Genomic DNA, 23,960 nt, shown 5'->3' with positions numbered 1-23,960 from the left:
CGATGAGGGGTACTTCGAGGACGGGACAGCATCCCCGCGGGGGCGGCGTCGTTACGCAGTCCGGACCGCGCGGACGGGTCGCGCGGCGGTGATCGCTGTGTTCTCGGAGGGTGCCAGGCCGTGTCACCTCAGCTCGCCGGCGGCAGGGGAGGGCCGGGCCGGCTGCGACCGTTGCTGGGGGTGGTGCTGGACGCGCTCGCGGAGGGTGCCGCGCGGCGCGCGGGACCCCTGCCCGCGGGCGGGCCGGAGGCGGTGGCCGCCCGGGTCGCGCAGACCCTGGGCGAGGCGCTGCCCGAGCACGGGACCGGGGCGCAGGAGGCGCTGCGGACGCTGGTGCGGCTGACCGCGGAAGGCGCGGCCGACCCGGCGGAGCCGTTCTGCGCGGCACATCTGCACTGCCCGCCGCTGGCCGTGGCCGCGGCGGCCGACCTGGCCGCGAGCGCGCTGAACCCCTCGATGGACTCCTGGGACCAGGCACCGGCGGCGACCGCCCTGGAGGCGGCGGTGACGGCGGCGCTGGCCCGTCTCGTCCACCCCGGGGCGGCGGCGCCCGACGCGCTGATCACCACCGGCGGTACCGAGTCCAACCAGCTCGCCCTGCTGCTCGCCCGCGAACGCGCCCCCGGCGTACGGATCGTGACCGGGGCCAACGTCCACCACAGCGTGCCCCGCGCCGCGTGGCTGCTCGGGATGGCGGAGCCGGTCGTCCTCGACACCCCCGCCGGGGTGCTCGATCCCGCGCGGGCACGCACCGCGCTCGCCGCCGTCCCCGGCCCGGCCCTGCTCGTCGCCACGGCCGGGACCACCGACACCGGGGCCGTCGACCCGCTGCCCGAACTCGCCCGCGCCGCACGGGAGTACGGCGCCGCGCTGCACGTGGACGCGGCCTACGGCGGCCCTCTGCTGTTCAGCGACCGGGAGGCGCCGCGGCTCGCCGGGCTGGCCGGGGCCGACACCGTCACCCTGGACCTGCACAAGCTCGGCTGGCAGCCGGTCGCCGCGGGCGTGCTCGCCGTGCGCGAGGGGGAGTCGCTGCGCCCGCTCGGGCACCAGGCGGACTACCTCAACGCCGTCGACGACACCGAGGCCGGCTTCCCCGACCTGCTCGGCCGCTCGCTGCGCACCACACGCCGCCCCGACGTGCTGAAGATCGCCGTGACGCTGCGCGCCCTCGGCAGGCAGGGCCTGGGCCGGTTCGTGGAGACCGTCTGCGACCGCGCCCGCGAGCTGGCCGACCTGGTCGAGCGGCACCCGGACCTGACCCTGTACGCCCGCCCCGCGATCAGCACCGTGCTGCTGCGCCCCACCGGGGCCGGCGACGACGCCGTCGCCGCGATCCGGCGACGGCTGATGCTCGACGGCCGGGCGGTCCTCGGCCGGGCCCACGCCGGCGGACGGCTGTGGCTCAAGGCGACCCTCCTCAACCCGGCGCAGGCAGCCGGCGACCTCGAGGCACTCCTCGCGCTCGTGTGCGCGACCCACCAGGAAGGCAGCACGCCCGATGACCGTGGATGACAACACCGAGTACGCCGAGTACACCGCATACGCCGGAGCGACCGCCCCGCACGCCGAGCAGACCTACGACCTGCTCGGCATCGGCATCGGGCCGTTCAACCTCTCCCTGGCCGCGCTCGCCGACGGCGTCCCGTACCTCAGTGCCGCCTTCTACGACCAGGAGCACGCCTTCCACTGGCACCCCGGGCTGCTGATCGAGGGCGCCACCCTCCAAGTACCCTTCCTGGCCGATCTGGTGAGCCTCGCCGACCCCTCCAGCCGCTGGAGCTTCCTGAACTGGCTGAAAGCCCGTGAGCGGCTGTTCCCGTTCTACTTCGCCGAGCGCTTCCATGTGCACCGCGCCGAGTACGACGCCTACTGCCGCTGGGTCGCCGAGTCGCTGACCAGCACCCACTTCGGCCGCCGGGTCGACAGCGTCCGCTGGAACCCGGGCCGCGGCCTGTTCGAGGTCGGCCACATCCGGCTCGACCCCGAGGGTCAGGCCGTGGGACGGGGCGTCCGCCACGCCCGCAACCTCGTCCTCGGGATCGGCTCGGAACCGTACGTCCCCGAGGCACTGCGCCCGCTCGTCGAGGCCCCGGTGGTGCCGGTCGTGCACTCCGCGGACTACCTGGCGCACCGCGACCGGCTGCTGGCCGCCGGCCATGTCACCGTCGTCGGCGCCGGCCAGTCCGGGGCCGAGGTCTTCCTCGACCTGCTGCGCGCCCGCCCCGCCGGGAGCGAGCGGATCACGTGGATCGCGCGCAGCCCCGCCTTCGCGCCGATGGAGTACAGCAAGCTCGGCCTGGAGCAGTTCACCCCCGACTACGCGCGCTTCTTCCACGGCCTGGCCGAGCCGGTGCGCGACGGTCTGCTGCCCCGGCAGTGGCAGCTGCACCGGGCCGTCGACCACGGCACCCTCGCCGCCGTCCACGACGAGCTCTACCGCCGCTCGCTGGGCGGCGGCTGGCCGGACGCCGTCCTCACCCCCGGTGTCACCGTGCGCACCGCCGGACGGCTGGGCATGGGCGCGGTCGAACTCCACCTGGAGCACCAGGAGCAGGGCACCCGCACCCGGATGGTCACCAACGCCGTGGTGCTCGCCACCGGCTACCGCGAGCGGCCCACCGACCAGCTGCTGGCGGCCCTGGACCCGTACATCCGCCACGACGGGGCGGGCCGGCCCCGGATCGACGAGCAGCACCGGATCGTGCTGGACCCGGCGGTGGGCGGATCGGTGTACGTGCAGAACGCCGACCGCCACTCGCACGGCGTCGGTGCCCCCGACCTGGGCCTGGCCGCGTGGCGCTCTGCGGTCATCCTCAACTCCGTGACGGGCAAGGAGCCCTATCCGCTCCCCGCCCGCACGGCCTTCACGACCTACGGCCTGACCTCGGCCACGGCCCCGGTCAGCGAGATCCCTTCCGCACGGCCCGCAGGTATTCGCGGTTCATAGCGGCGATCGACGGCAGCGGGATGCCCTTGGGGCAGGCCGTGGCGCACTCACCGGTGTTGGTGCAGCCGCCGAAGCCCTGGTCGTCCATGGCGGCGACCATGTTCAGCACCCGGGTCTCCCGCTCCGGACCACCCTGCGGCAGCACATTGAGGTGGTTGACCTTGGCGGAGGTGAACAGCATCGCCGAGCCGTTGGGGCAGGCCGCCACGCACGCCCCGCAGCCGATGCACTCCGCGTGCTCGAAGGCCACGTCCGCCGTCGCCTTGGGGACGGCCGTCGCGTGCGCCTCGGGCGCGCTGCCGGTGGGCACCGAGATGTACCCGCCGGCCTGGATCACCCGGTCGAAGGCCGAGCGGTCCACGACCAGGTCCTTGACCACCGGGAACGCGGCGGCCCGCCACGGCTCGACGTCGACGGTGTCGCCGTCCTGGAAGTGCCGCATGTGCAGCTGGCAGGTGGTGGTCCGCTCCGGGCCGTGCGCCTGCCCGTTGATGACCATGCCGCAGGCACCGCAGATGCCCTCGCGGCAGTCGTGGTCGAAGGCGACGGGCTCGTCGCCCGCGAGGATCAGCTCCTCGTTGAGGACGTCGAGCATCTCCAGGAACGACATGTCCGGACTGATGTCCTCGACGCGGTAGGTGACCATGGCGCCGTCCTCCTGGGAGGACCGCTGGCGCCAGATGCGCAGGGTGAGGTTCACGCGTAGCTCCGCTGGGTGGGGTGTACGTAGTCGAAGGTCAGCGCCTCCTTGTGGAGCACCGGCAGACCGCCGTCGCCGGGGTGCTCCCAGGCGGCGGCGTACGAGAAGTTCTCGTCGTCGCGCAGTGCCTCCCCGTCGGGGGTCTGGCTCTCCTCGCGGAAGTGGCCGCCGCAGGACTCCGCGCGGTGCAGCGCGTCCAGGCACATCAGTTCGGCCAGCTCCAGGAAGTCCGCGACCCGGTTGGCCTTCTCCAGGGACTGGTTGAACTCCTCGCCGCTGCCCGGCACCTTGATGCGGCGCCAGAACTCCTCGCGCAGCGCGGGGATGCGCTCCAGTGCCTTGCGCAGGCCGCTCTCGGTGCGGGCCATGCCGCACTCGTCCCACATCAGCTCGCCGAGCTCGCGGTGGAAGGAGTCCGGGGTGCGGTCGCCGTCCACGGCCAGCAGCAGGTTCAGCCGGTCCTCGGCCTCCGCGACGACCTCGGTGACCGCCGGGTGGTCGGGGCCGACCGCCTCGTGGGGGCCGCGCGCCAGGTAGTCGTTGATCGTGGCCGGCAGGACGAAGTAGCCGTCGGCCAGGCCCTGCATCAGGGCGCTGGCACCGAGCCGGTTGGCGCCGTGGTCGGAGAAGTTGGCCTCCCCGATCGCGAACAGTCCGGGGACCGTGGTCTGCAGGTCGTAGTCCACCCACAGGCCGCCCATCGTGTAGTGCACGGCGGGGTAGATGCGCATCGGCCGGGTGTACGGGTCCTCGGCGGTGATCCGCTCGTACATCTCGAAGAGGTTGCCGTACTTCTCCTCCACCTTCGCGCGCCCCATGCGGGCGATCGCGTCGGCGAAGTCCAGGTAGACGCCCTGGCCGCCGGGGCCGACGCCGCGGCCCTCGTCGCAGACGTTCTTGGCGGCGCGGGAGGCGATGTCGCGCGGCACCAGGTTGCCGAAGGAGGGGTAGATCCGCTCCAGGTAGTAGTCCCGTTCGTCCTCGGGGATCTCGTGCGGCGGGCGCTCGTCGCCCTTGGCCTTCGGCACCCAGATGCGGCCGTCGTTGCGCAGCGACTCGCTCATCAGCGTCAGCTTCGACTGGTGGTCGCCCGAGCGCGGGATGCAGGTCGGGTGGATCTGCGTGAAGCAGGGGTTGGCGAAGTACGCGCCCCGGCGGTGCGCCCGCCAGATGGCGGTGGCGTTGGAGCCCTTGGCGTTGGTCGACAGGTAGAAGACGTTGCCGTAGCCGCCGCTGGCCAGCACCACGGCGTCGCCCAGGTGCACCGAGATCTCGCCGCTGACCAGGTCGCGGGCGACGATGCCGCGGGCCCGGCCGTCCACCACGATCAGGTCCAGCATCTCGGTGCGGGCGTGCAGTTCCACCGTGCCCGCGTCGATCTGCCGGGACAGCGCCTGGTAGGCGCCGAGCAGGAGCTGCTGGCCCGTCTGGCCGCGGGCGTAGAAGGTGCGGGAGACCTGGACGCCGCCGAAGGAGCGGGTGTCCAGCAGACCGCCGTACTCGCGGGCGAAGGGCACGCCCTGGGCCACGCACTGGTCGATGATCTGCAGCGACACCTCGGCGAGGCGGTGCACATTGGACTCGCGGGCCCGGAAGTCGCCGCCCTTGACGGTGTCGTAGAACAGCCGGTGCACGCTGTCGCCGTCGTTGCGGTAGTTCTTCGCCGCGTTGATGCCGCCCTGGGCGGCGATCGAGTGCGCCCGGCGCGGGGAGTCCTGGTAGCAGAACTGCACGACGTGGTAGCCCTGTTCGGCCAGCGTCGCCCCCGCGGAGCCGCCCGCCAGGCCCGTGCCGACGACGATGACCTTGTGCTTGCGGCGGTTGGCCGGGTTGACGAGCTTCGCCTCGAACTTGCGGCGGCCCCAGCGGTCCTCGACGGGCCCCTCGGGCGCCTTGGTGTCGGCGATCGGGTCGCCCTCGCGGTACTGCATGGTCAGTCCACCAATCCGGTCATCACGGCGACGGGTACGACGATGAATCCCGCGGTCAGCACCAGCGCCAGCACGTTCGCGGTGGCCTTCAGGGCCCGGTCGCTGCGCTTGGTGACCGCCCCGAGGGTCTGGGCCGCGCTCCAGAAGCCGTGCCTGATGTGCAGGCCGAGGGCGAGCATCGCCGCGATGTAGAAGACGTCCACCCACCACAGCCGGAAGTCGGCCACCACGTTCTCGTAGGGGTGCTCCGCCTGGCCGCGCGGGTTCACCGTCAGCGTCGTCAGGTCGAGGATGTGCCACACGATGAACAGGGCGAGGATCACCCCGCCCCAGCGCATCGTCCGGGTCGCGTAGCTCGCGCGTGGCCGTGAGTGCGCGTACTTCGCCGGGCGCGCCTTGATGTCGCGCCGGCTGAGCTGGTAGGCGGCCACGCCGTGCAGGACGACCGCGGCCACCAGGCCGGTGCGCTGGATGTACAGGTACCAGCCGTTGTGCAGCGCGGGCTCGCCGATGGTGCGCAGCCAGGCCGCGTACGCGTTGAAGTCCGTGGGGCCGAAGAAGATCTTCAGATTGCCCGCCATGTGCGCGACCAGGAACAGCAGCATGATCACGCCGGTGGCGGCCATGACCGCCTTCTTGCCCACGGTCGAGCCCCACAGCGCCCGCACCGCGGACGGTCGCACCGCTCTCGTCGCCAAAGCCATGCGGCTGACGCTAGGTCCCCCCGTATTGAAAGGTCCAAGACACGTTCGGGCTCGTTTCGATAGGTCGGCCCTATCGTCGATTACCGTGGGCAGCGTGCAGCTCCAGCAACTCGTGTACTTCCTGGCCGTCGCCGACACCCGGCACTTCACCCGGGCCGCCGAACGCGTCCACGTCGCCCAGCCCTCGCTGTCGCAGCAGATCAAGGCCCTGGAGCGGGAACTCGGCGCCGAGCTGTTCAGCCGCGCCCGGGGCAACATCGCGCTCACCGACGCGGGGGAGGCGCTGCTGCCGATCGCCCGGCGCATCGTCTCGGACACCGAGGCCGCCACGCAGGAGGTGCAGGAACTGGTGCAGCTGCGCCGCGGGCGGGTGCGCCTGGGCGCCACGCCGAGCCTGTGCACCGGCCTGCTCCCCGACGTGCTGCGCGACTTCCACACACGCTACCCGGGCATCCGGCTGGTCGTGGAGGAGGGCGGCTCCCGCGACCTGGTGCGGGAGCTGGCATCCGGCAGCCTGGACCTGGCACTGATCGTGCTGCCCCTGCAGAGCCACGACCCGGCGCTGGACGCCACGCCGCTGCTCCACGAGGACCTGGTCGTGGTCACCGCGGCCGACACGCCGCCGCCCTGGCCCGGCCCCCACGTCGAGGTGGCCGAGCTGCGCGACCAGCCGCTGGTGATGTTCCGCCGCGGCTACGACCTGCGGGAACTGACCGTCGGCGCGTGCCGGGCGGCCGGCTTCGAGCCCCGCCTGGCGATCGAGGGCGGCGAGATGGACGCCGTCCTCGGCTTCGTCGAGGCGGGGCTCGGCCACGCCGTCGTGCCCAGCATGGTGGCCGGGCGCCGCCCGCGGCTGCGGACGACGCCCTTCACGGCACCGGGGCTGCAGCGCACCGTCGCCCTCGCGCACCGCAAGGACGCCGAACCGCCGCGCGCCGCGCGCGAACTGCGCCGGGTGCTGCTGCAGCACGTACGGGACCGCGACTGCGCGTCCCGCCCCGGGCACCCGCCGGCCTGACGGATCAGAACACCGGCACGCCGTCGCGGGTCAGCTTCCAGTCCCCGTCGCCGAACCGCGCCGGGTCGATGGTGCCGGTCGCCTCGACGTAGGTGATGATCGTGTTCCGGATCTCCTCGGAGTTCGCCCACACCTGCGGCGCGGTCGCCACACCGGGGAAGTTGCCGCCGCCGTTGGCACGGTAGTTGTTCACGGCGAACACAAAGCGCGCGGACTCGTCGATCGGCGCGCCCTGGAACGTCACCTCGGTCACGCGCGAACCGGCCGGCCTGGCGATGTCGATCTCGTAGCTGACCCCGCTGACCACGTCGTAGTTGTAGTCCGGGGTGTTGCCGGCGTTGGTCAGCTTCGACACGTCGACCGGGGCGCCCGCCGGGGTCTGCACGAAGTAGTTCGCGGAGAACTCCAGGTACGCCTTGATCTGCGCGCCGGTCAGGACGCGGGCCTCCAGGGTGTTCTCGAACACGTACAGGCCGGCCACGTCGCGCAGGGTGACCCGGCCCGCCGGGATGGCGGCCGTGCGGGAGAAGCACGCGGCCTGCGACAGCACCGGCAGCGCGGCGTACTCGGTGCCCACCAGCGCGGCCTTGACCGTCTCGGCCTGCACGTGGTTGATGAAGTCGATGATCGGGGTGTCCTTGTACGGGGACTCGGTGGCCGACATGGCCGCCGCGGAGTCGCCGATCACCTGGTTGACGTACTCCACGACCTTCGCGTGCTCGTCGCGCAGCAGCCCGACGATCTCCGGGTCCTCCTCGACCGTGTTGGAGTTGAGCACGGACGCGCCGACCGTGACGACCTCCCAGGAGCCGTCGACCATCTCCATCCCGAAGTCGAAGACGGTCAGCCGCTGGCCCCACTTCGACGGCTCGGAGAGCACCACGCCCTGGCCGGTCTGCTTGTTGGCCACCACGTACTCGGGGATCTCGTTGTGCGCGTGGCCCACGAGGATCGCGTCGATGCCCGGCACCTGCTCGGCCACCAGGGCCGCCGCGTTCTCCACGTACGGCAGCTGGTCACCCCAGGAGGACGTGCCCGAAGTACCGCTGTGCGCCGAGACGATGACCACGTCGGCGCCCATCGCGCGCAGCCGCGGCACGTACTTGGCCGCCTGCTCCTCCAGACCCGGGAAGGTCATCCTTCCCTGGACGTTGCCCTTGTCCCAGATCGCGATGCCCGGGTTGGTCAGGCCCAGCACGGCCACCGTCACGTCCGGCGCGCCCTGCACCCGCATCCGGTGGAGGGAGTACGGCGCGAAGGCGGGCTGCCCGGTCTTCGCGTCCAGGGCGTTGGCGCCCAGCAGCGGGAACTTGCACTGGTCCTCGAACTCGCGCAGCAGCGGGATGCCGTAGTTGAACTCGTGGTTGCCGAGCGCCGCGGCGTCGTAGTCCATGGCGTTCATCGCCTGGGCCATCGGGTGCTTGGGGCCGTGCTTGGCGGTGATCGGGTCGACCCGGGCGTAGTAGTACGACAGCTGGGTGCCCTGGATGGTGTCGCCCGCGTCGATCAGCAGCACATTGCGGCGGCCCTTGGCGGCGCGCTGCTGCTTGACCAGCGTGGAGATCTTGGCGAGGCCCACGTCGTTGTGCGGCTTGTCGTCGAACTCGGCGTCGGTGAAGTAGTCCCAGTTGAAGACGTTGCCGTGCAGGTCCGTGGTGCCGAGGACACTGAACGAGTAGCGCTCGGGCTCCTCCGGCTTGTGGCTTTTGGCCTGCGCGGGAGCCGCCGTGGCCAGCACGCCGGCCGCGCCGGTCAGCGCTATGCCCGCCCCGGTCACGGCGGAGCGGTTGAGGAAGTCCCTGCGGTTGAGCGGCATACGTCGGCTCCCATTGGTTGACGAAACGATGGGCGATTCTTTGCGTAACGCGCGTAGATTCTGTCCCAGGCCCTACACCCCGCAACACCCCCGCCACGTTGCGAACAGATGACTCGTCAGCGACGTCCCGCCCTGGGACAGTGGGACGTATGACGAACGAAGCGGCCAGGACGTACCCGACCCCCGAGGTCCCGCACGTGGGCGTCCGGGGCGAGGCGACCCTCGAGGTCGAGCCCGAACTCGCCCGGATCGCCGTCACCGTCAGCGCCCGCGGCACGGACCGCCGCGGCACCCTGGACGACCTCAGCGGGCGCAACGCCCAGGTACTGGAACTGGTCAAGGGCTACGGCGAAGCGGTCGACAAGCTGGAGACCGGCGCCTTCGTGATCACCCCGGAGCTGCGCGAGCGCCGCCGGGGGGAGCGGATCCGGGCCTACCACGGCAGCGTTCGCATCGGCGCCACCCTCGCCGACTTCACCGCCCTGGGCGAACTCACCACCCGCCTGGCCGACCTCGACCTCACCCGCGTCGACGGCCCCTGGTGGTCGCTGCGCCCGGACTCCCCGGCCTACCGCGCGGCCCGGCAGCTGGCCGTGCGCGACGCCGTGCAGCGCGCCCGCGAGTACGCCGAGGCGCTCGGCGCGCGGCTGCTCGCCCTGGTCGAACTGGCCGACGAGGGCATGCAGCAGACGCTGTCGTACCAGGGCCGTCCCGCGATGCGGGCCGCCGCCTTCGCCGGCGCGCCGGGCGCCGCCGAGGACATGGCCCAGGCCCTCGACATGGAACCGGAGCAACAGAGCGTGTACGCCCAGGTCACGGCGCACTTCACGATGACGGCCCCGGACCTGTCGGCCTGACCGCGGCAAGGGGCCCCCGACTGCCGGATGATCAGCCGGCAGGGCCCTGGGCGCTTTTTGCGGTGTTCGCACCGGCATCACCCGGAATGCCGCGCACGTCTGTTCATCGGTTGTCGGCAAGCGTTAATCACGGCGACGTGGGACAGTCGCCTTCCGCGAGCTCTCTACTGTGAAGTAGGTCATAGGCTCGCCCCATGCGCCGAGCAAAAATCGTCTGCACCCTCGGGCCCGCCACCGACGGCTACGACCAGATCAAGGCTCTGGTCGAGGCCGGGATGGACGTCGCCCGCTTGAACATGAGCCATGGCTGCCTTGCCGATCACGAAGAGCGGTACCAGCGCGTGCGCAAGGCCTCCGACGAGAACGGCCGCAGCGTGGGGATCCTCGCGGACCTTCAAGGCCCGAAGATCCGGCTGGGACGTTTCGCCGAAGGACCCGTACTCCTTGAACGTGGTGACGAGTTCACGATCACCACCGAGGAGGTCCAGGGAGACCGGCTGATCTGCGGCACGACGTACGCGGGTCTCGCCGCCGACGTCACGCGCGGTGAGCGGATCCTCGTCGACGACGGCCGGGTCACGCTGGAGGTCACCGAGGTCGACGGCCCCCGCGTCCGCACCATGTGCATCGAGGGCGGCCTGATCTCCGACCACAAGGGGCTGAACCTCCCCGGCGTCGCCGTGTCCGTGCCGGCCCTGTCCGAGAAGGACGTGACCGACCTGCGCTGGGCGCTGCGCACCGGGGTCGACATCATCGCGCTCTCCTTCGTGCGCAGCGGCCGGGACGCCGAGGAAGTGCTGCGGATCATGCGCGAGGAGGACCGGCGGGTCCCCCTCATCGCCAAGATCGAGAAGCCGCAGGCGGTGGAGAACCTGGAGGAGATCGTCGCCGCCTTCGACGGGATCATGGTTGCCCGCGGCGACCTAGGCGTGGAGATGCCGCTGGAGGCCGTCCCCCTGGTCCAGAAGCGCGCGGTCACCCTCGCCCGGCGCAACGCCAAGCCGGTGATCGTCGCGACCCAGATGCTGGAATCGATGATCGAGTCCTCCCGGCCCACCCGCGCCGAGGCCTCCGACGTCGCCAACGCGGTCATGGACGGCGCGGACGCGGTGATGCTGTCCGGCGAGACCAGCGTCGGCAAGCACCCCGTCGAGACGGTGAAGACCATGAGCCGGATCGTCGCCTCCGCCGAGGAGGACATGCTCGCGGGCGGCCTTCCGCCGCTGACCGAGCAGAACAAGCCCCGCACCCAGGGCGGCGCCGTCGCCCGCGCCGCGGCCGAGATCGGCGACTTCCTGGACGCCAAGTACCTGGTGGCGTTCACCCAGTCCGGCGACACCGCCCGGCGGCTGTCCCGCTACCGCTCGCCGATCCCCGTCCTGGCCTTCACCCCCGAGCCGGCGACCCGCTCGCAGCTCAGCCTCACCTGGGGCGTGGAGACCTTCATCGGGCCCGTGGTGCAGACGACCGACCAGATGATCGAGCAGGTCGACGAGCAGCTGCTGCGGATCGGCCGCTGCCAGAAGGGCGACACCGTGGTCATCACGGCCGGCTCGCCGCCCGGCGTGCCGGGTTCCACCAACCTCGTGCGCGTGCACCACATCGGGGAGGACGACTCCCCTCCGGCCCGCTGACGGCGGGCCGAAGGCCGCGCCGAGCTGTCGGGGCCACAGCGCGGCGGGGGGGGGCCCCCCGGGGGGGGGGGCCCCCCCCCGGGGGGGGGGGGGCCCCCCGGGGGGGGGGGCCCCCCCCCCCGCCCCCCGGGGGCCGCCCGCGGGTGGCCCCACCCCCCCCCGCCCCGGGGCGGGGGGCCCGCCGGCCGGGCGGGGCTGGGGGCCACCCCGCGCGGGGGGGGCACCCCCCCCGCGGGGGTCCCCCCCGACGCGCTGTGTGCCGGACCTGACGGGCGTGATGCCCGACCGGTCAGCCGGCCTTGCCGGAAGCGGTGGCGCCCTCGGTCGCCGAGTCGGACGGGGAGGGCGTGTCCGTCGCACAGGGGTCCGGCGAACCGGTCGGCGACGAGCTGTCCGTGGGCGTGGGAGTCGCGGTGTCCGTGGGCGACGGGGAGCCGGTCGGGCAGGTCGGCGACGTGGGGTCCGTCGGTGTGTCCGTCGGGCCCGTGGTCGGACCACCGGTGGTCGGGTCGTCGGTCGGCGAGGCCGGCCCGGTCGGCCCGGTCGGCGAGGTGCCGCCGGTCGGCGTCGGGGTGCCGATCGTGCCGCTGGACGAGGCGGTGGGCCGCGGCGACTTGGTCGGCCGGGGAGAACCGGGGTCGGACGGATTCGGCGAGACCGACGGAGACGGGGACCAGGAGGGGAAGTGCGACGGCTTCGGGGACGACGGCACGGTCTCCGGAATGTCGCTGCCCGCGCCGCCGATGTCCGGCAGGGAGACGATGCCGCCCTTGCGGAAGTGGGCGTACCACGCCAGCACGGTGTTCAGGTACGCCTCGGAGTGGTTGTACCCGAGGATGGCCTGGTGGAGGTTGCTCTCCACCGACATGTCGCGGTTGCCCGCGCACAGGTAGCGGCCGGCGGCCAGTGCCGCGTCGAATATGTTGTTCGGGTTGCTGACCCCGTCGCCGTTGCCGTCGGCGCCCCAGGTCTGCCAGGTCTGCGGGATGAACTGCATCGGGCCGACGGCGCGGTCGTGGACGCTGTCCCCGTCCCACATGCCGTGGTCGGTGTCCGTGATGTCCGCGAAGCCCTCGCCGTTCAGGACCGGGCCGAGGATCGGGGAGATCGTGGTGCCCTCGGCGTCCACGTTGCCGCCGCGCGCCTGGTTGGACTCCACCTGGCCGATCGCGGCCAGCAGCTCCCATCGCATGTTGCAGCCCGGGTCGCTGGCGGCGAGGGCCACCTCCGCCCGGCGGTACGCCTCCAGCACCGTCGCCGGGAGCCCCGTGCCGTCGGAGGTCACGGTGCCCGTGCCGTCGGCGGTACCGGTGCTGGGCGTCGTGGTGCCGGGCGCGGGCGTGTTGAGCGGGGGGAGCGCGGTGAAGTAGTCCGGCGAGCCGCCGTCGATGGGGTCACCCGGCGGGGGCGTGACAGGGGCCCCTGAGCTCGCGTTGACGATCTGCGGGAACACCGCCGCGGACTGGGAGCCCGTCAGCGCCGCCATCGCCGCGGCGGCCACCGCGGTGCCCGCGACTCCCCTGCGGATTCGCCGTCCGTACCGCGCTCGCATATGAGCTGCCCCTCCCGAAACCGAGTTGTGCGTCTCCCTGCGCGACAACCCTGGTGACCCTACGGCAACTTCCTGAACGGATCTACCGTCGAAAGCGTCGCATACTGATCTGACAGACATGTTCGGGAAGAGGTCGCATGCCGTTCACGCTCAGCCATGCCTTGGCGGTCCTTCCCGGTCTGCGCCGGGACCGCCACGGCACTCCGCGCGGACGTGGCCCGCTGGTCGCCGCGGCCCTGGTCGCCGGCTCCTTCGCCCCGGACGTCCCCTACTTCGCCGAGTCCCTGGTCTCCGGGGTGTACGGCTACGGCACGTTCACCCACGCCCCGCTGGGCCTGGTCACCGCGGACCCGCTCATCGCGGCCGCGCTGGCCGGCGGCTGGGTACTGCTGCGCGAACCGCTCGTGGCGCTGCTGCCCGAGCGGTCGCGGGACCGGGTCGCGGTGCTCACCGGATGCGGTGACCGGCGCCGGCCGACGCTCCGTTCCGCCGCCGCCTTCTGGGCCTCGGCCGCGGCGGGGGCCGTGACGCATGTGGTCTGGGACGCCTTCACCCACCACGACCGCTGGGGCGTCCGCCTGCTGCCGGTGCTCGACCGGCAGCTGCACGGCACACCGCTGCACAAGTACGCGCAGTACGGCAGCTCCGCCGTGGCGCTGGTGGCGCTGGCCGGGTACGGGGTCCGCGCGCTGCGCGCCGTGCCCGGACCGGATTCGGCCGAAAACCGACGCTCCCGGCTGTCCGCGGTGCCGCGGCTCTCGGGGCGGGCCCGCACCGTCGCCCTGACCGCCATCGGGGCCACCACCGTCGCCGCGGCCGCCGTGCGCGCCGGGCAGTGGTACCGGGCCACCGGCGACGCCGCCGGGATCATCCCGTCCGGGCTCTTCGGCGCCGGCGCCGGCCTGGCCCTCGCCGCCACGGCCTGCGCCGGTGCGGTGCGCCTCGCGCACCGCACCGGGGGAGGGGCGGCTCAGTGCGCCGCGGACTCCCAGTCCGTGCCGACGCCCACCGAGACATCCAGCGGGGCCCGCAGGGGATAGGCGGCGGCCATCTCGCGGCGCACCAGCTCCTCCACGGCGGCCCGCTCACCCGGGGCCACCTCCAGCACGATTTCGTCGTGCACCTGGAGCAGCATCCGGGACCGCAGCCCCTCCGCGGTCAGCGCCGCGGCCACCTTGAGCATCGCGATCTTGACGATGTCGGCGGCCGAGCCCTGGATCGGCGCGTTCAGCGCCATCCGCTCGGCCATCTCGCGGCGCTGCCGGTTGTCGCTGTTCAGGTCCGGCAGATAGCGGCGGCGGCCCATCAGCGTCTCGGTGTAGCCCGTGACCCGGGCCTCCTCCACCACGCGCTGCAGATAGTCCCGCACCCCGCCGAACCGCTCGAAGTACGTGTCCATCAGACCGCGCGCCTCGCCGGCCTCGATGCCCAGCTGCCCCGACAGCCCGAACGCCGACAGCCCGTACGCCAGTCCGTACGACATCGCCTTGATCTTGCGCCGCATCTCGGCGTCCACCTGCTCCGCGGGCACGGAGAACACATAGGAGCCGACGGTGGTGTGCAGGTCCTCGCCCGAGTCGAACGCCGCGATCAGGCCCTCGTCCTCCGACAGGTGGGCCATCACGCGCAGTTCGATCTGGCTGTAGTCGGCGGTCAGCAGAGACTCGTAGCCCTCGCCCACCACGAAGCCGCGGCGGATCGCCCGGCCCTCGTCCGTGCGCACCGGCACGTTCTGCAGGTTGGGGTCGGTCGACGACAGCCGGCCGGTCGCGGCCACCGTCTGGCTGAACGTGGTGTGGATCCGCCCGTCGGGGGCGATGGTCTTGATCAGACCCTCCACCGTCACGCGCAGCTTGGCCTGTTCGCGGTGGCGCAGCATGATGACCGGCAGCTCGTGCTCGGTCTGCGCGGCCAGCCAGGCCAGGGCGTCGGCGTCGGTCGTCCAACCCGTCTTGGTCTTCTTGGTCTTGGGCAGGCCCAGCTCGCCGAACAGCACCTCCTGCAGCTGCTTGGGCGAGCCGAGGTTGAACTCGTGGCCCACCGCGGCGTGCGCCTCCTTCACGGCCAGCTGCACCTCGCCGGCGAACCGCTGCTCCAGCCGCTCCAGATGCTCGCGGTCCGCGGCGATGCCCGCCCGCTCCATCCGCGCCAGCAGCGCGGAGGTCGGCAGCTCGACCTCGCTCAGCAGACGCAGCGCGCCGTCCTGCTCCAGCCGGCCGGTGAACGCCCCGCCCAGGTCGAGCACGGCGCGCGCCTGCACCATCAGCGCGTCCGCCTCGGCCTCGTCGTCGGCGCCAAAGGCCAGCTGGCCGTCCTCGCCGCCGGCCGGGGACAGCTCACGGCCCAGGTACTCCACCGAGAGCGCGTCCAGCGCGAACGAGCGGCGGCCGGGCTTGACCAGGTACGCCGCCAGCGCCGTGCACATGGTGATGCCCTCCACGCTCCAGCCGTGCTCGGCGAAGACCCGCATCAGGCCCTTCGCGTCGTGCACCACCTTCGCGCGCTGCGGGTCGGCCAGCCACGCCGCGAACGCCCGCTCGTCGTCCTCGTCCAGGGCCGACGGGTCGAACCAGGCGGCCTGCCCGGCCGCGGCCGCCAGCGCGACCTCCGAGACGCTGCCCGCGCCCAGCGCCCAGGCGTCGACCGTGGCGATGCCCAGCGGCTCGCCCCCGTGCTCCGCCAGCCAGCCGGCCAGCTCGCCGGTGCCCAGCACCCGGCCGTCCACGGCGACGCCGCCGGCGATCTCCTGCTCCTCCTCCTGCGCCCCCGGGTCGGCCGCGAACAGCCGCTCCCGGAAGTTGGGGTGGCGGAACTCCAGGGCGTCCAGCACCACGTTGAGGCCCTCGCGGTCGTACGGCCGGCGCTCCAGCCCCTCCGGACCGCAGGGCAGCGTCACGTCCCGGACCAGCTCGGTCAGCCGCCGGTTGAGCTTCACCGACTCCAGGTGGGCGCGCAGGTTCTCACCGGCCTTGCCCTTCACCTCGGCCGCCCGCTCCGCCAGTTCCGCGAACGAACCGAACTGGGTGATCCACTTGGCGGCGGTCTTCTCGCCGACACCCGGGATGCCCGGCAGGTTGTCCGACGGGTCGCCGCGCAGCGCCGCGAAGTCCGGGTACTGCGCCGGGGTCAGCCCGTACTTCTCCTCGACCTTCGCCGGGGTGAAGCGCGTCAGCTCCGAGACGCCCTTGGTCGGGTAGAGCACCGTGACGTGGTCCGAGACCAGTTGGAAGGAGTCCCGGTCGCCGGTGACGATCAGCACGTCGTAACCCAGCGCCTCCGCCTGGGTGGCGAGCGTGGCGATCACGTCGTCCGCCTCGAAGCCCTCCATGGCGAAGCGCTGCACACTCATCGAGTCCAGCAGCTCGCCGATCAGCTCGACCTGGCTGCGGAACTCGTCCGGTGTGGCGGACCGGGTGGCCTTGTACTCCGGGAACTCCTCCAGCCGCCACGTGCGCCGCGAGACGTCGAAGGCCACCGCGAGATGCGTCGGCTGCTCGTCACGGAGCGTGTTGGCCAGCATCGAGGCGAAGCCGTACACGGCGTTCGTCGGCTGACCGGTGGTCGTGTTGAAGTTCTCCACCGGCAGCGCGTAGAACGCCCGGTACGCCAGCGAATGCCCGTCCAGCAGGAGCAACCTGGGCCGCTCGCCCCCGTGGGGTGCGGTACCGGTCGCTGCGCTCGTCTTCTCTGCCTTTGCTGCCACGCAACCGATCCTCCCACGCCCGACTGACACTGCCGGTCCGCCGCCTTGTCGTGGCAGGATCGGAGCCATGGCAGGCAAAGCACCCGCAGGCGACCCCGTCCAGGACGCACCCGAGGTCAGCGCCCCGCAGCACGCCGCTGCAGGGCTCCCGGCCGTCGGTCATTCGCTGCGGATCGCGCAGCAGCAGATGGGCATGAGGCGAACAGCTCTCACCCTCCTCAAGGTCAACCAGAAGGACGGCTTCGACTGTCCCGGCTGCGCCTGGCCCGAGCCGGGACACCGGCACACCGCGGAGTTCTGCGAGAACGGCGCCAAGGCCGTCGCGGAGGAGGCCACCCTCCGCCGGGTCACCCCCGACTTCTTCGCCGAGCACTCGGTCACCGACCTGTCCGGCCGCAGCGGCTACTGGCTCGGCCAGCAGGGCCGGCTGACCCAGCCCATGTACCTGCCCGACGGCGCCGACCACTACGAGCCCGTCCCCTGGGAGCGGGCCTTCGAGATCGTCGCCGACGAGCTGACCGCGCTGAGCGGCCCCGACGAGGCCGTCTTCTACACCTCCGGGCGCACCAGCAACGAGGCCGCCTTCCTCTACCAGCTCTTCGCCCGCGAGTTCGGCACCAACAACCTGCCCGACTGCTCCAACATGTGCCACGAGTCCTCGGGCTCGGCCCTGGTGGAGACCATCGGCATCGGCAAGGGCAGCGTCCTGCTGGAGGACCTCTACCGCGCCGACCTGATCATCGTCGCGGGGCAGAACCCCGGCACCAACCACCCCCGCATGCTCTCCGCGCTGGAGAAGGCCAAGGCCGGCGGCACCCGGATCGTCACGGTCAACCCGCTGCCCGAGGCCGGGATGCAGCGCTTCAAGAACCCGCAGACCCCCAAGGGACTGGCCGGCGGCGGCACCGCGCTGGCCGACCTCTTCCTGCAGATCCGCCTCGGCGGCGACCAGGCGCTCTTCCGCGCACTGAACAAGGCCCTGCTGGACGCCGAGGCCGCCGAGGACACAGGCGACGCCGGGGACACCAAGCCCGGCACCGTCATCGACCGCGCCTTCATCGACGGGCACACCCACGGTTTCGAGGAGTTCGCCGCCGCCGCCCGCGCCACCGACCCCGCCGAGGTCGCCCGCGCCACCGGCCTGCCGCAGTCCGACATCGACGCACTGCTCGCCATGGTGCTCGACGCCAAGAGCGTCATCGTCTGCTGGGCCATGGGCCTCACCCAGCACAAGCACTCCGTGCCCACCATCAAGGAGGTCGTCAACTTCCTCCTGCTGCGCGGCAACATCGGCCGCCCCGGCGCCGGCGTCTGCCCCGTGCGCGGCCACAGCAACGTCCAGGGCGACCGCACCATGGGCATCTACGAGAAGCCCGCCCCCGCCTTCCTGGACGCCCTGGAGAAGGAGTTCGGCTTCGCCCCGCCCCGCGAGCACGGCCTGGACACCGTCGAATCCATCCGCGCCCTGCGCGACGGGCAGGCCAAGGTCTTCTTCGCCATGGGCGGCAACTTCGTCGCCGCCTCACCCGACACCGATGTCACGGAAGCGGCCATGCGCGGCGCCCGCCTCACCGTGCACGTCTCCACCAAGCTCAACCGCTCCCACGTCGTCACCGGCGCCCGCGCCCTGATCCTGCCCACCCTCGGCCGCACCGAGAAGGACCTCCAGGCGGCCGGCGAGCAGTTCGTCACCGTCGAGGACTCCATGGGCATGGTCCACGCCTCCCACGGCGGCCTGAAGCCCGCGAGCCCGCACCTGCTGTCCGAGCCCGCGATCATCTGCCGCCTGGCCCGCGCCGTCCTGCCGCACAGCGGGATCGACTGGCGGGGCCTCGAAGGCGACTACGACCGCGTCCGCGACCACATCTCCCGCGTGATCCCCGGCTTCGAGGACTTCAACGTCAAGGTGCGCCGCCCCGGCGGCTTCACCCTGCCGCACGCCCCCCGCGACTCGCGCAGCTTCCCCACCGCCACCGGACGTGCCCACTTCACCGCCGACGCCCTGGAGTACCCGCACGTCCCCGAAGGCCGGCTGCTGCTGCAGACGCTGCGCTCGCACGACCAGTACAACACCACCATCTACGGCCTCGACGACCGCTACCGCGGCATCAAGGGCGGCCGCCGCGTGGTCCTGGTCCACCCCGAGGACGCCGCCGCCCACGGCCTCGCCGACGGCGCCTACACCGACCTCGTCAGCGAGTGGACCGACGGCAGCGAACGCCGCGCCGAGGGCTTCCGCGTCGTGCACTACCCGACGCCCCGCGGCTGCGCCGCCGCGTACTACCCCGAGACCAACGTCCTGGTGCCGCTCGACCACACCGCCGACACCAGCAACACCCCCGCCTCCAAGTCGGTCGTGATCCGGCTGGAGCCGGCCACCCCGCCCGCCGGCCCGCGGTGACCGTCGGGTAGAAAAGCGGGCCAGTACACCGAACGACGACGATCGGAGCCACCGTCCATGTCCGAGCAGACCGTCACGAGCCTTCTCCCGCCCGAGGTCATCGAGCAGTACGCCGACCTCGGCGTCGACCTGGTGGCGCTCTTCTCCGCCGGCGACCTCGGCAGCCGCATGGGCGTCGAGATCGTCGAGGCCTCCCCGGAGCGCGTCGTCGGCACCATGCCCGTGGAAGGCAACACCCAGCCCTACGGCCTGCTCCACGGCGGCGCCTCCGCCGTCCTGGCCGAGACCATCGGCTCCATCGGCGCCATGCTGCACGGCGGCCCCGGCAGGATCGCCGTCGGCGTCGACCTCAACTGCACCCACCACCGCGGCGTGCGCACCGGCACCGTCACCGGCGTGGCCACCCCCGTCCACCGGGGCCGGTCCTCCGCCACCTACGAGATCGTCATCAGCGACGAGCAGGACCGCCGCGTCTGCTCCGCGCGCCTGACCTGCGCCCTGCGCCCGGTCACCCCCGCCGCCGCGGGCACCGCCCCCGCCTGACACACGAGAACCGCCCCCGGAACGCTCCGGGGGCGGTTCTCGTGTGTCAGGCGGGGCCGGCTGCCGCTACGCGGCGCCCTCGCCCAGGTACGCCGCCCGCACCCGCGGGTCGGACAGCAGACGCGACGCCTCGTCCTCCATGACCACCGCGCCGGTCTCCAGGACGTAACCGCGGTCGGCGAGCTGCAGCGCCTGCGCGGCGTTCTGCTCCACCAGCAGCACCGTCGTGCCCTGGTCGTTGATCTCCTTGATGATCTGGAAGATCTGCTGCACGATCAGCGGTGCCAGACCCATCGACGGCTCGTCCAGCAGCAGCAGGTTCGGCCGCCCCATCAGAGCGCGGCCGATGGCCAGCATCTGCTGCTCACCGCCGGACAGCGTGCCGGCCAGCTGCGCACGCCGCTCCGCGAGACGCGGGAAAAGCGTGAGCACCCGGTCCAGGTCGTCCTTGGGCACGCCCTTGAAGCGGTACGCGCCCATCTCCAGGTTCTCCAGCACGGTCATCACCGGGAACACCCGGCGGCCCTCCGGGGAGTGCCCGATGCCGAGTTCGACCACCTTGTGCGACGGAACACCGTCGATCCGGGCGCCGCCGAGCCGCACCTCGCCGTGGCGCGGCTGCAGCAGACCCGAAATCGTGCGCAAGGTAGTCGTCTTGCCGGCGCCGTTGGCACCGAGCAGCGCCACGATCTCGCCCTGGCGGACCGTCACATTGATGCCCTTGAGCGCCTGGATCGCGCCGTAGAACACCTGCAGATCGACCAGCTCCAGCATCGCCGGGGCGGTCTCGGCGACGGAAGAGCCCGACGCCTTCTCGAAGTTGGCGGCCTCGGTCATCGGCCCTCCTCCTCGGACTCGCGCGGTGCGGGGACCTCCGGGGTCGCGGGCGCGGCAGCAGCGTCGGCCTCGGCGGCCTCGACCAGCTCCGCGACGGCCTCCACGGCCTCCTCGTCGGCCGACCCCAGGTACGCCTCGATCACCGCGGGATCGCGCTGCACCTCCTCGGGCAGCCCCTCGGCGATCACCTTGCCGAAGTTGAGCACCATGACACGGTCAGCGACCGACATCACGAGCTTCATGTCGTGCTCGATCAGCAGCACGCTGACACCCAGGTCCTGGTTGATCCGGCGGATCAGCTGCTCCAGCTCCAGCTTCTCCGTCGGGTTCGTCCCGGCGGCCGGCTCGTCCAGCAGCAGCACCTTGGGGTCGGTCGCCAGCGCACGCGCGATCTCCAGGCGCCGCTGGTCGCCGTAGGACAGGCTCGTGGCCAGCTCGTTGTGCTTGCCGGCCAGACCCACGTACGACAGCAACTCCTGGGCCCGCTGGTCGCTGGCCCTCTCGTCCCGCCGCGCCCGCGGCAGGCCCAGCATGATCGAGATCGCTCCCGACTTCTGCCGCGACTCCGCCGCGATCTTGACGTTCTCCAGCGCCGTCAGCGCGCCGAACAGCCGGATGTTCTGGTAGGTCCGCGCCACACCGTAGCGGTTCACCAGGTACGGCTTGGCACCGAGCAGCTTGCGCTGCGCCCCGCCGTCCTCGTGGAAGGCGATCGTGCCCTCCTGCGGGACGTACACGCCCGTCAGGGAGTTGAACAACGAGGTCTTGCCCGCGCCGTTCGGGCCGATCACCGCGAGGATCTCCCCGCGCCGCATCGTCAGGTTCACGTCCGAGAGGCTGGTGAGACCACCGAACCGCAGCGTCACACCGCGGGCCTCCAGCACGGTGTCACCGGTCTGCGCGGGCCGAGCACCCGCTTCCGTCACCGCGTTCACTTCTGCACGCCTCCCACCGGCTCGCTCATGGCGTCGGCGTCACCGACACCCGCCTCCGCCATGTGCAGCTCGCGCTGCCTGCGGCGGGAGGGGATCACACCCTGCGGACGGAAGATCATCATGATGACGAGCAGCGCGCCCAGGTAGATGAAGCGGTCCTGGTCCGGGACGTAGTCCCGCAGCGCGTTCGGCAGCCACACCAGCAGCGCCGCGCCGAAGAGCACACCCGCGATCGAGCCCATGCCGCCGAAGACCACGTAGGCCAGTGCGAGCACCGACAGCACGATGGTGAAGTTCTCCGGGTTGATGAAGCCGACCTTGCTGGAGTACACCACGCCCGCCAGACCCGAGGTCGACGCGCCGATCGCGAACGCCAGCAGCTTGTACCGGACGGTGTTGATACCCGTCGCCGAGGCGGCCACCTCGTCCTCCCGGATCGCCGTCCAGGTGCGGCCGATCCGCGAGTGCTCCAGGCGGTTGTACAGGAAGATCAGCACGACCAGGAAGAACAGCAGCAGGTACCAGTAAGGCAGCGGGTCCAGCGTCCAGTCGTAGTTGATCGGACCGATGTGGATCGAGGGGTGCGGAATACCGATCACACCGCGCGAACCGTTCGTGAAACCGTCCGAGTTCTTGGCGACCAGGTACACGATCTCGTGGAAGCCCAGCGTCACGATCGCGAGGTAGTCACCCCGCAGCCGCAGCGTCGGCGCACCCAGCAGCACACCCGCGATCAGACACGTGACGATCGCGAACGGGATCGACTCCAGCGCGCCCACCGTGAACGGCGGCTTCACCGGCATGTGACCGGTCCAGAACGCGCAGGAGTACGCGCCGATCGCGTAGAAGGCGATGAAGCCCAGGTCCAGCAGACCGGCCCAGCCGACCACCACGTTCAGGCCGACCGCGATGATCATGAAGATCCCCATCTGCGTGACGAGGACCTCCTGCCAGAACAGGCTGGTCCCGGCGGGAATGACGATCGCCAGCACCAGGACCACCACCAGGCCGCCCAGCCGCAGCCAGCCGTTGCCGCGGAACACCGCCCGCGCCGGCTCCAGCGACCTGGTGACCCCCTGCGCTCCCTGCCGGGCCGCCTCGCGCACCGGGGCACCGAACTCGATCAACGCCCACAGGCCCACCAGGATGGCCAGGCAGATCCACAGCCGCACCGACTCGAAGGCGCCGGTGAACGCCGACAACTTCTCCGCCGGATTGCCGTCGTCGCCCGTCATCAGCGCCAGGATGTAGCCCAGCACCAGCATGCCGAGCAGCCGTACCCAGCGGGGCTCCTGGTACCAGGCCCGGCGCCGCAGCTTCGCCACGTCCACCGAGAAGGACCCGGCATCGCTCATGCCACTCATGCCGACCTCCCGAGACGCTCGCCCATGATGCCCGTCGGACGGAACATCAGCACCAGGATCAGAATCGCGAACGCCGTCACGTCGATCCACTGGGTGCCGAAGACCGGAGAGCTCAGGTTCTCGACGATGCCCAGCAGCAGACCGCCCAGCATCGCGCCGCGGATGTTGCCGATACCGCCCAGCACCGCGGCCGCGAACGCCTTGATGCCCGGCAGGAAGCCCACCGTGAACCAGACCTGGCCGGAGATGCCGAAGCCGTACAGGAAGCCGGCCGCACCGCCCAGCAGACCGCCGATGATGAAGGTGCGCGAGATGATCTTGTCGATGTCGACGCCCATCAGACCGGCCGTCTCCGCGTCCTGCGCGACAGCACGGATGCCGGCGCCCATCTTGGTGCGGTTGACCACCAGGTCCAGGCCGATCATCATCGCCACCGCGGAGCCGATGATGATCAACTGAGTGATCTTCACCGGAGTGCCGAAGACGCTGAAGACCTCACCATTGGTGTACAGCTCCGGCATCGGCACAGGGTTGCGGCCCCACAGCTTGCCCGCCAGGTTGTACAGGAAGAACGACGCGCCGATGGCACTGATCAGGAAGACCAGCTTCGGCGCATTGCGCTTGCGCAGCGGCTTGTACGCCGCCTTCTCCAGGCCGAACGCCGTCAGCGCACCGACCAGAGCGCCGGCGATCATGCCGACGATCACCCAGACCACGGAAGTGAAACCGTGCGGACTCTGGGGAGCGAGCTCCGAGAGCACGACGAGCGAACCGAAGCCGCCCATCATGAAGACCTCGCTGTGGGCGAAGTTGATGAGCTGGAGCACGCCGTAGACCAACGTGTACCCGATGGCGATGACGGCGTACATGGAGCCCGTCGTCAGCCCTGGGATGAAGTAATCCCAGAAGTTGTGGAAGAGATTCATCGTGCGTGGATGTCCTTGCTGAAGCCGGTGAAGGGCGGCGAAATCGCGTCCGACACGGCGATGGGGGGCGCGGGGCGACGGCCGGAGCC

The 23,960-nt window shown here is 71.7% G+C and carries 18 protein-coding genes; 8 read left to right on the top strand and 10 right to left on the bottom strand.

Annotated features, from left to right (window positions below; translation table 11 throughout):
* Positions 1-120 precede the first annotated feature (120 nt).
* Complete coding sequence (locus tag ACFYXS_RS23380; protein ID WP_389251193.1) at positions 121-1,515, top strand: pyridoxal phosphate-dependent decarboxylase family protein; 1,395 nt, start codon at positions 121-123, stop codon at positions 1,513-1,515.
* Positions 1,502-2,950, top strand: a complete 1,449-nt coding sequence (locus tag ACFYXS_RS23375; protein WP_389251191.1) for a lysine N(6)-hydroxylase/L-ornithine N(5)-oxygenase family protein — start codon at positions 1,502-1,504, stop codon at positions 2,948-2,950. Before ACFYXS_RS23380 ends, ACFYXS_RS23375 begins: the two co-directional genes overlap by 14 nt.
* Here ACFYXS_RS23375 and ACFYXS_RS23370 read toward each other — a convergent pair.
* The 3 genes from ACFYXS_RS23370 to ACFYXS_RS23360 are packed head-to-tail and all read right to left on the bottom strand — an operon-like array spanning position 2,904 to position 6,285.
* Positions 2,904-3,650: a succinate dehydrogenase/fumarate reductase iron-sulfur subunit gene (locus tag ACFYXS_RS23370; protein WP_360912077.1), complete on the bottom strand. Its 747-nt coding sequence runs from the start codon at positions 3,648-3,650 to the stop codon at positions 2,904-2,906. The genes ACFYXS_RS23375 and ACFYXS_RS23370 overlap by 47 nt on opposite strands.
* Entirely contained in the window at positions 3,647-5,581 is a 1,935-nt protein-coding gene (locus ACFYXS_RS23365; RefSeq protein ID WP_389251189.1) for a fumarate reductase/succinate dehydrogenase flavoprotein subunit, read from the bottom strand. The genes ACFYXS_RS23370 and ACFYXS_RS23365 overlap by 4 nt, the downstream gene beginning before the upstream one ends.
* 2 nt (positions 5,582-5,583) lie before the next feature.
* Positions 5,584-6,285 (bottom strand): succinate dehydrogenase cytochrome b subunit, encoded by a 702-nt coding sequence (locus ACFYXS_RS23360; protein ID WP_389251187.1) that lies wholly within the window; start codon positions 6,283-6,285, stop codon positions 5,584-5,586.
* Positions 6,286-6,379: 94 nt separating this feature from the next.
* Between ACFYXS_RS23360 and ACFYXS_RS23355 the strand changes: the two genes are divergently transcribed.
* The gene (locus tag ACFYXS_RS23355) at positions 6,380-7,303 is read left to right on the top strand and encodes a LysR family transcriptional regulator (RefSeq protein ID WP_389251672.1); all 924 of its coding nucleotides are present in this window, start codon (positions 6,380-6,382) and stop codon (positions 7,301-7,303) included.
* Positions 7,304-7,307: 4 nt separating this feature from the next.
* Here the strand turns inward: ACFYXS_RS23355 and ACFYXS_RS23350 are convergent, their stop codons facing one another.
* Positions 7,308-9,119 (bottom strand): bifunctional metallophosphatase/5'-nucleotidase, encoded by a 1,812-nt coding sequence (locus ACFYXS_RS23350; RefSeq protein WP_389251185.1) that lies wholly within the window; start codon positions 9,117-9,119, stop codon positions 7,308-7,310.
* A 149-nt stretch (positions 9,120-9,268) separates the two neighbouring features.
* On the opposite strand from ACFYXS_RS23350, the gene ACFYXS_RS23345 reads away from it, so the two are divergent.
* On the top strand, positions 9,269-9,976 hold the full coding sequence (locus ACFYXS_RS23345) for an SIMPL domain-containing protein (RefSeq protein WP_389251183.1): 708 nt from the start codon (positions 9,269-9,271) through the stop codon (positions 9,974-9,976).
* 194 nt (positions 9,977-10,170) lie between these two features.
* Complete coding sequence (gene pyk / locus ACFYXS_RS23340; RefSeq protein WP_389251181.1) at positions 10,171-11,610, top strand: pyruvate kinase; 1,440 nt, start codon at positions 10,171-10,173, stop codon at positions 11,608-11,610.
* A gap of 289 nt (positions 11,611-11,899) precedes the next feature.
* Here pyk and ACFYXS_RS23335 read toward each other — a convergent pair whose 3' ends face one another.
* Positions 11,900-13,162, bottom strand: coding sequence for a lytic transglycosylase domain-containing protein (locus ACFYXS_RS23335; RefSeq protein ID WP_389251179.1), 1,263 nt, complete (start codon positions 13,160-13,162; stop codon positions 11,900-11,902).
* A gap of 137 nt (positions 13,163-13,299) precedes the next feature.
* Between ACFYXS_RS23335 and ACFYXS_RS23330 the strand changes: the two genes are divergently transcribed.
* A complete protein-coding gene (locus tag ACFYXS_RS23330) occupies positions 13,300-14,202 on the top strand; it encodes a DUF4184 family protein (protein ID WP_389251177.1) in 903 nt (300 codons plus the stop codon).
* Here ACFYXS_RS23330 and polA read toward each other — a convergent pair.
* The gene (gene polA / locus ACFYXS_RS23325; RefSeq protein ID WP_389251175.1) at positions 14,133-16,865 is read right to left on the bottom strand and encodes a DNA polymerase I; all 2,733 of its coding nucleotides are present in this window, start codon (positions 16,863-16,865) and stop codon (positions 14,133-14,135) included. The genes ACFYXS_RS23330 and polA overlap by 70 nt on opposite strands.
* A gap of 67 nt (positions 16,866-16,932) precedes the next feature.
* Between polA and ACFYXS_RS23320 the strand changes: the two genes are divergently transcribed.
* Positions 16,933-19,266 carry an FdhF/YdeP family oxidoreductase gene (locus ACFYXS_RS23320; protein ID WP_389251173.1) on the top strand — a complete coding sequence of 778 codons (2,334 nt, stop codon included), beginning with the start codon at positions 16,933-16,935 and terminating at the stop codon, positions 19,264-19,266.
* Positions 19,267-19,323: 57 nt separating this feature from the next.
* Positions 19,324-19,809: a PaaI family thioesterase gene (locus tag ACFYXS_RS23315; RefSeq protein WP_389251171.1), complete on the top strand. Its 486-nt coding sequence runs from the start codon at positions 19,324-19,326 to the stop codon at positions 19,807-19,809.
* Between the two features lie 66 nt (positions 19,810-19,875).
* Here ACFYXS_RS23315 and ACFYXS_RS23310 read toward each other — a convergent pair whose 3' ends face one another.
* The 4 genes from ACFYXS_RS23310 to ACFYXS_RS23295 are packed head-to-tail and all read right to left on the bottom strand — an operon-like array spanning position 19,876 to position 23,871.
* Positions 19,876-20,646, bottom strand: a complete 771-nt coding sequence (locus tag ACFYXS_RS23310) for an ABC transporter ATP-binding protein (protein WP_389251169.1) — start codon at positions 20,644-20,646, stop codon at positions 19,876-19,878.
* Positions 20,643-21,581 (bottom strand): ABC transporter ATP-binding protein, encoded by a 939-nt coding sequence (locus ACFYXS_RS23305; RefSeq protein ID WP_389251167.1) that lies wholly within the window; start codon positions 21,579-21,581, stop codon positions 20,643-20,645. The genes ACFYXS_RS23310 and ACFYXS_RS23305 overlap by 4 nt, the downstream gene beginning before the upstream one ends.
* Positions 21,578-22,945, bottom strand: coding sequence for a branched-chain amino acid ABC transporter permease (locus ACFYXS_RS23300; protein ID WP_389251165.1), 1,368 nt, complete (start codon positions 22,943-22,945; stop codon positions 21,578-21,580). Before ACFYXS_RS23300 ends, ACFYXS_RS23305 begins: the two co-directional genes overlap by 4 nt.
* Positions 22,942-23,871 carry a branched-chain amino acid ABC transporter permease gene (locus tag ACFYXS_RS23295; RefSeq protein WP_389251163.1) on the bottom strand — a complete coding sequence of 310 codons (930 nt, stop codon included), beginning with the start codon at positions 23,869-23,871 and terminating at the stop codon, positions 22,942-22,944. Before ACFYXS_RS23295 ends, ACFYXS_RS23300 begins: the two co-directional genes overlap by 4 nt.
* Positions 23,872-23,960 lie beyond the last annotated feature (89 nt).

It is taken from the genome of Streptomyces sp. NPDC002574, assembly GCF_042889545.1.
Taxonomy (GTDB): Bacteria; Actinomycetota; Actinomycetes; order Streptomycetales; family Streptomycetaceae; genus Actinacidiphila.
This window is presented reverse-complemented; position numbering and strand designations above follow the sequence as displayed.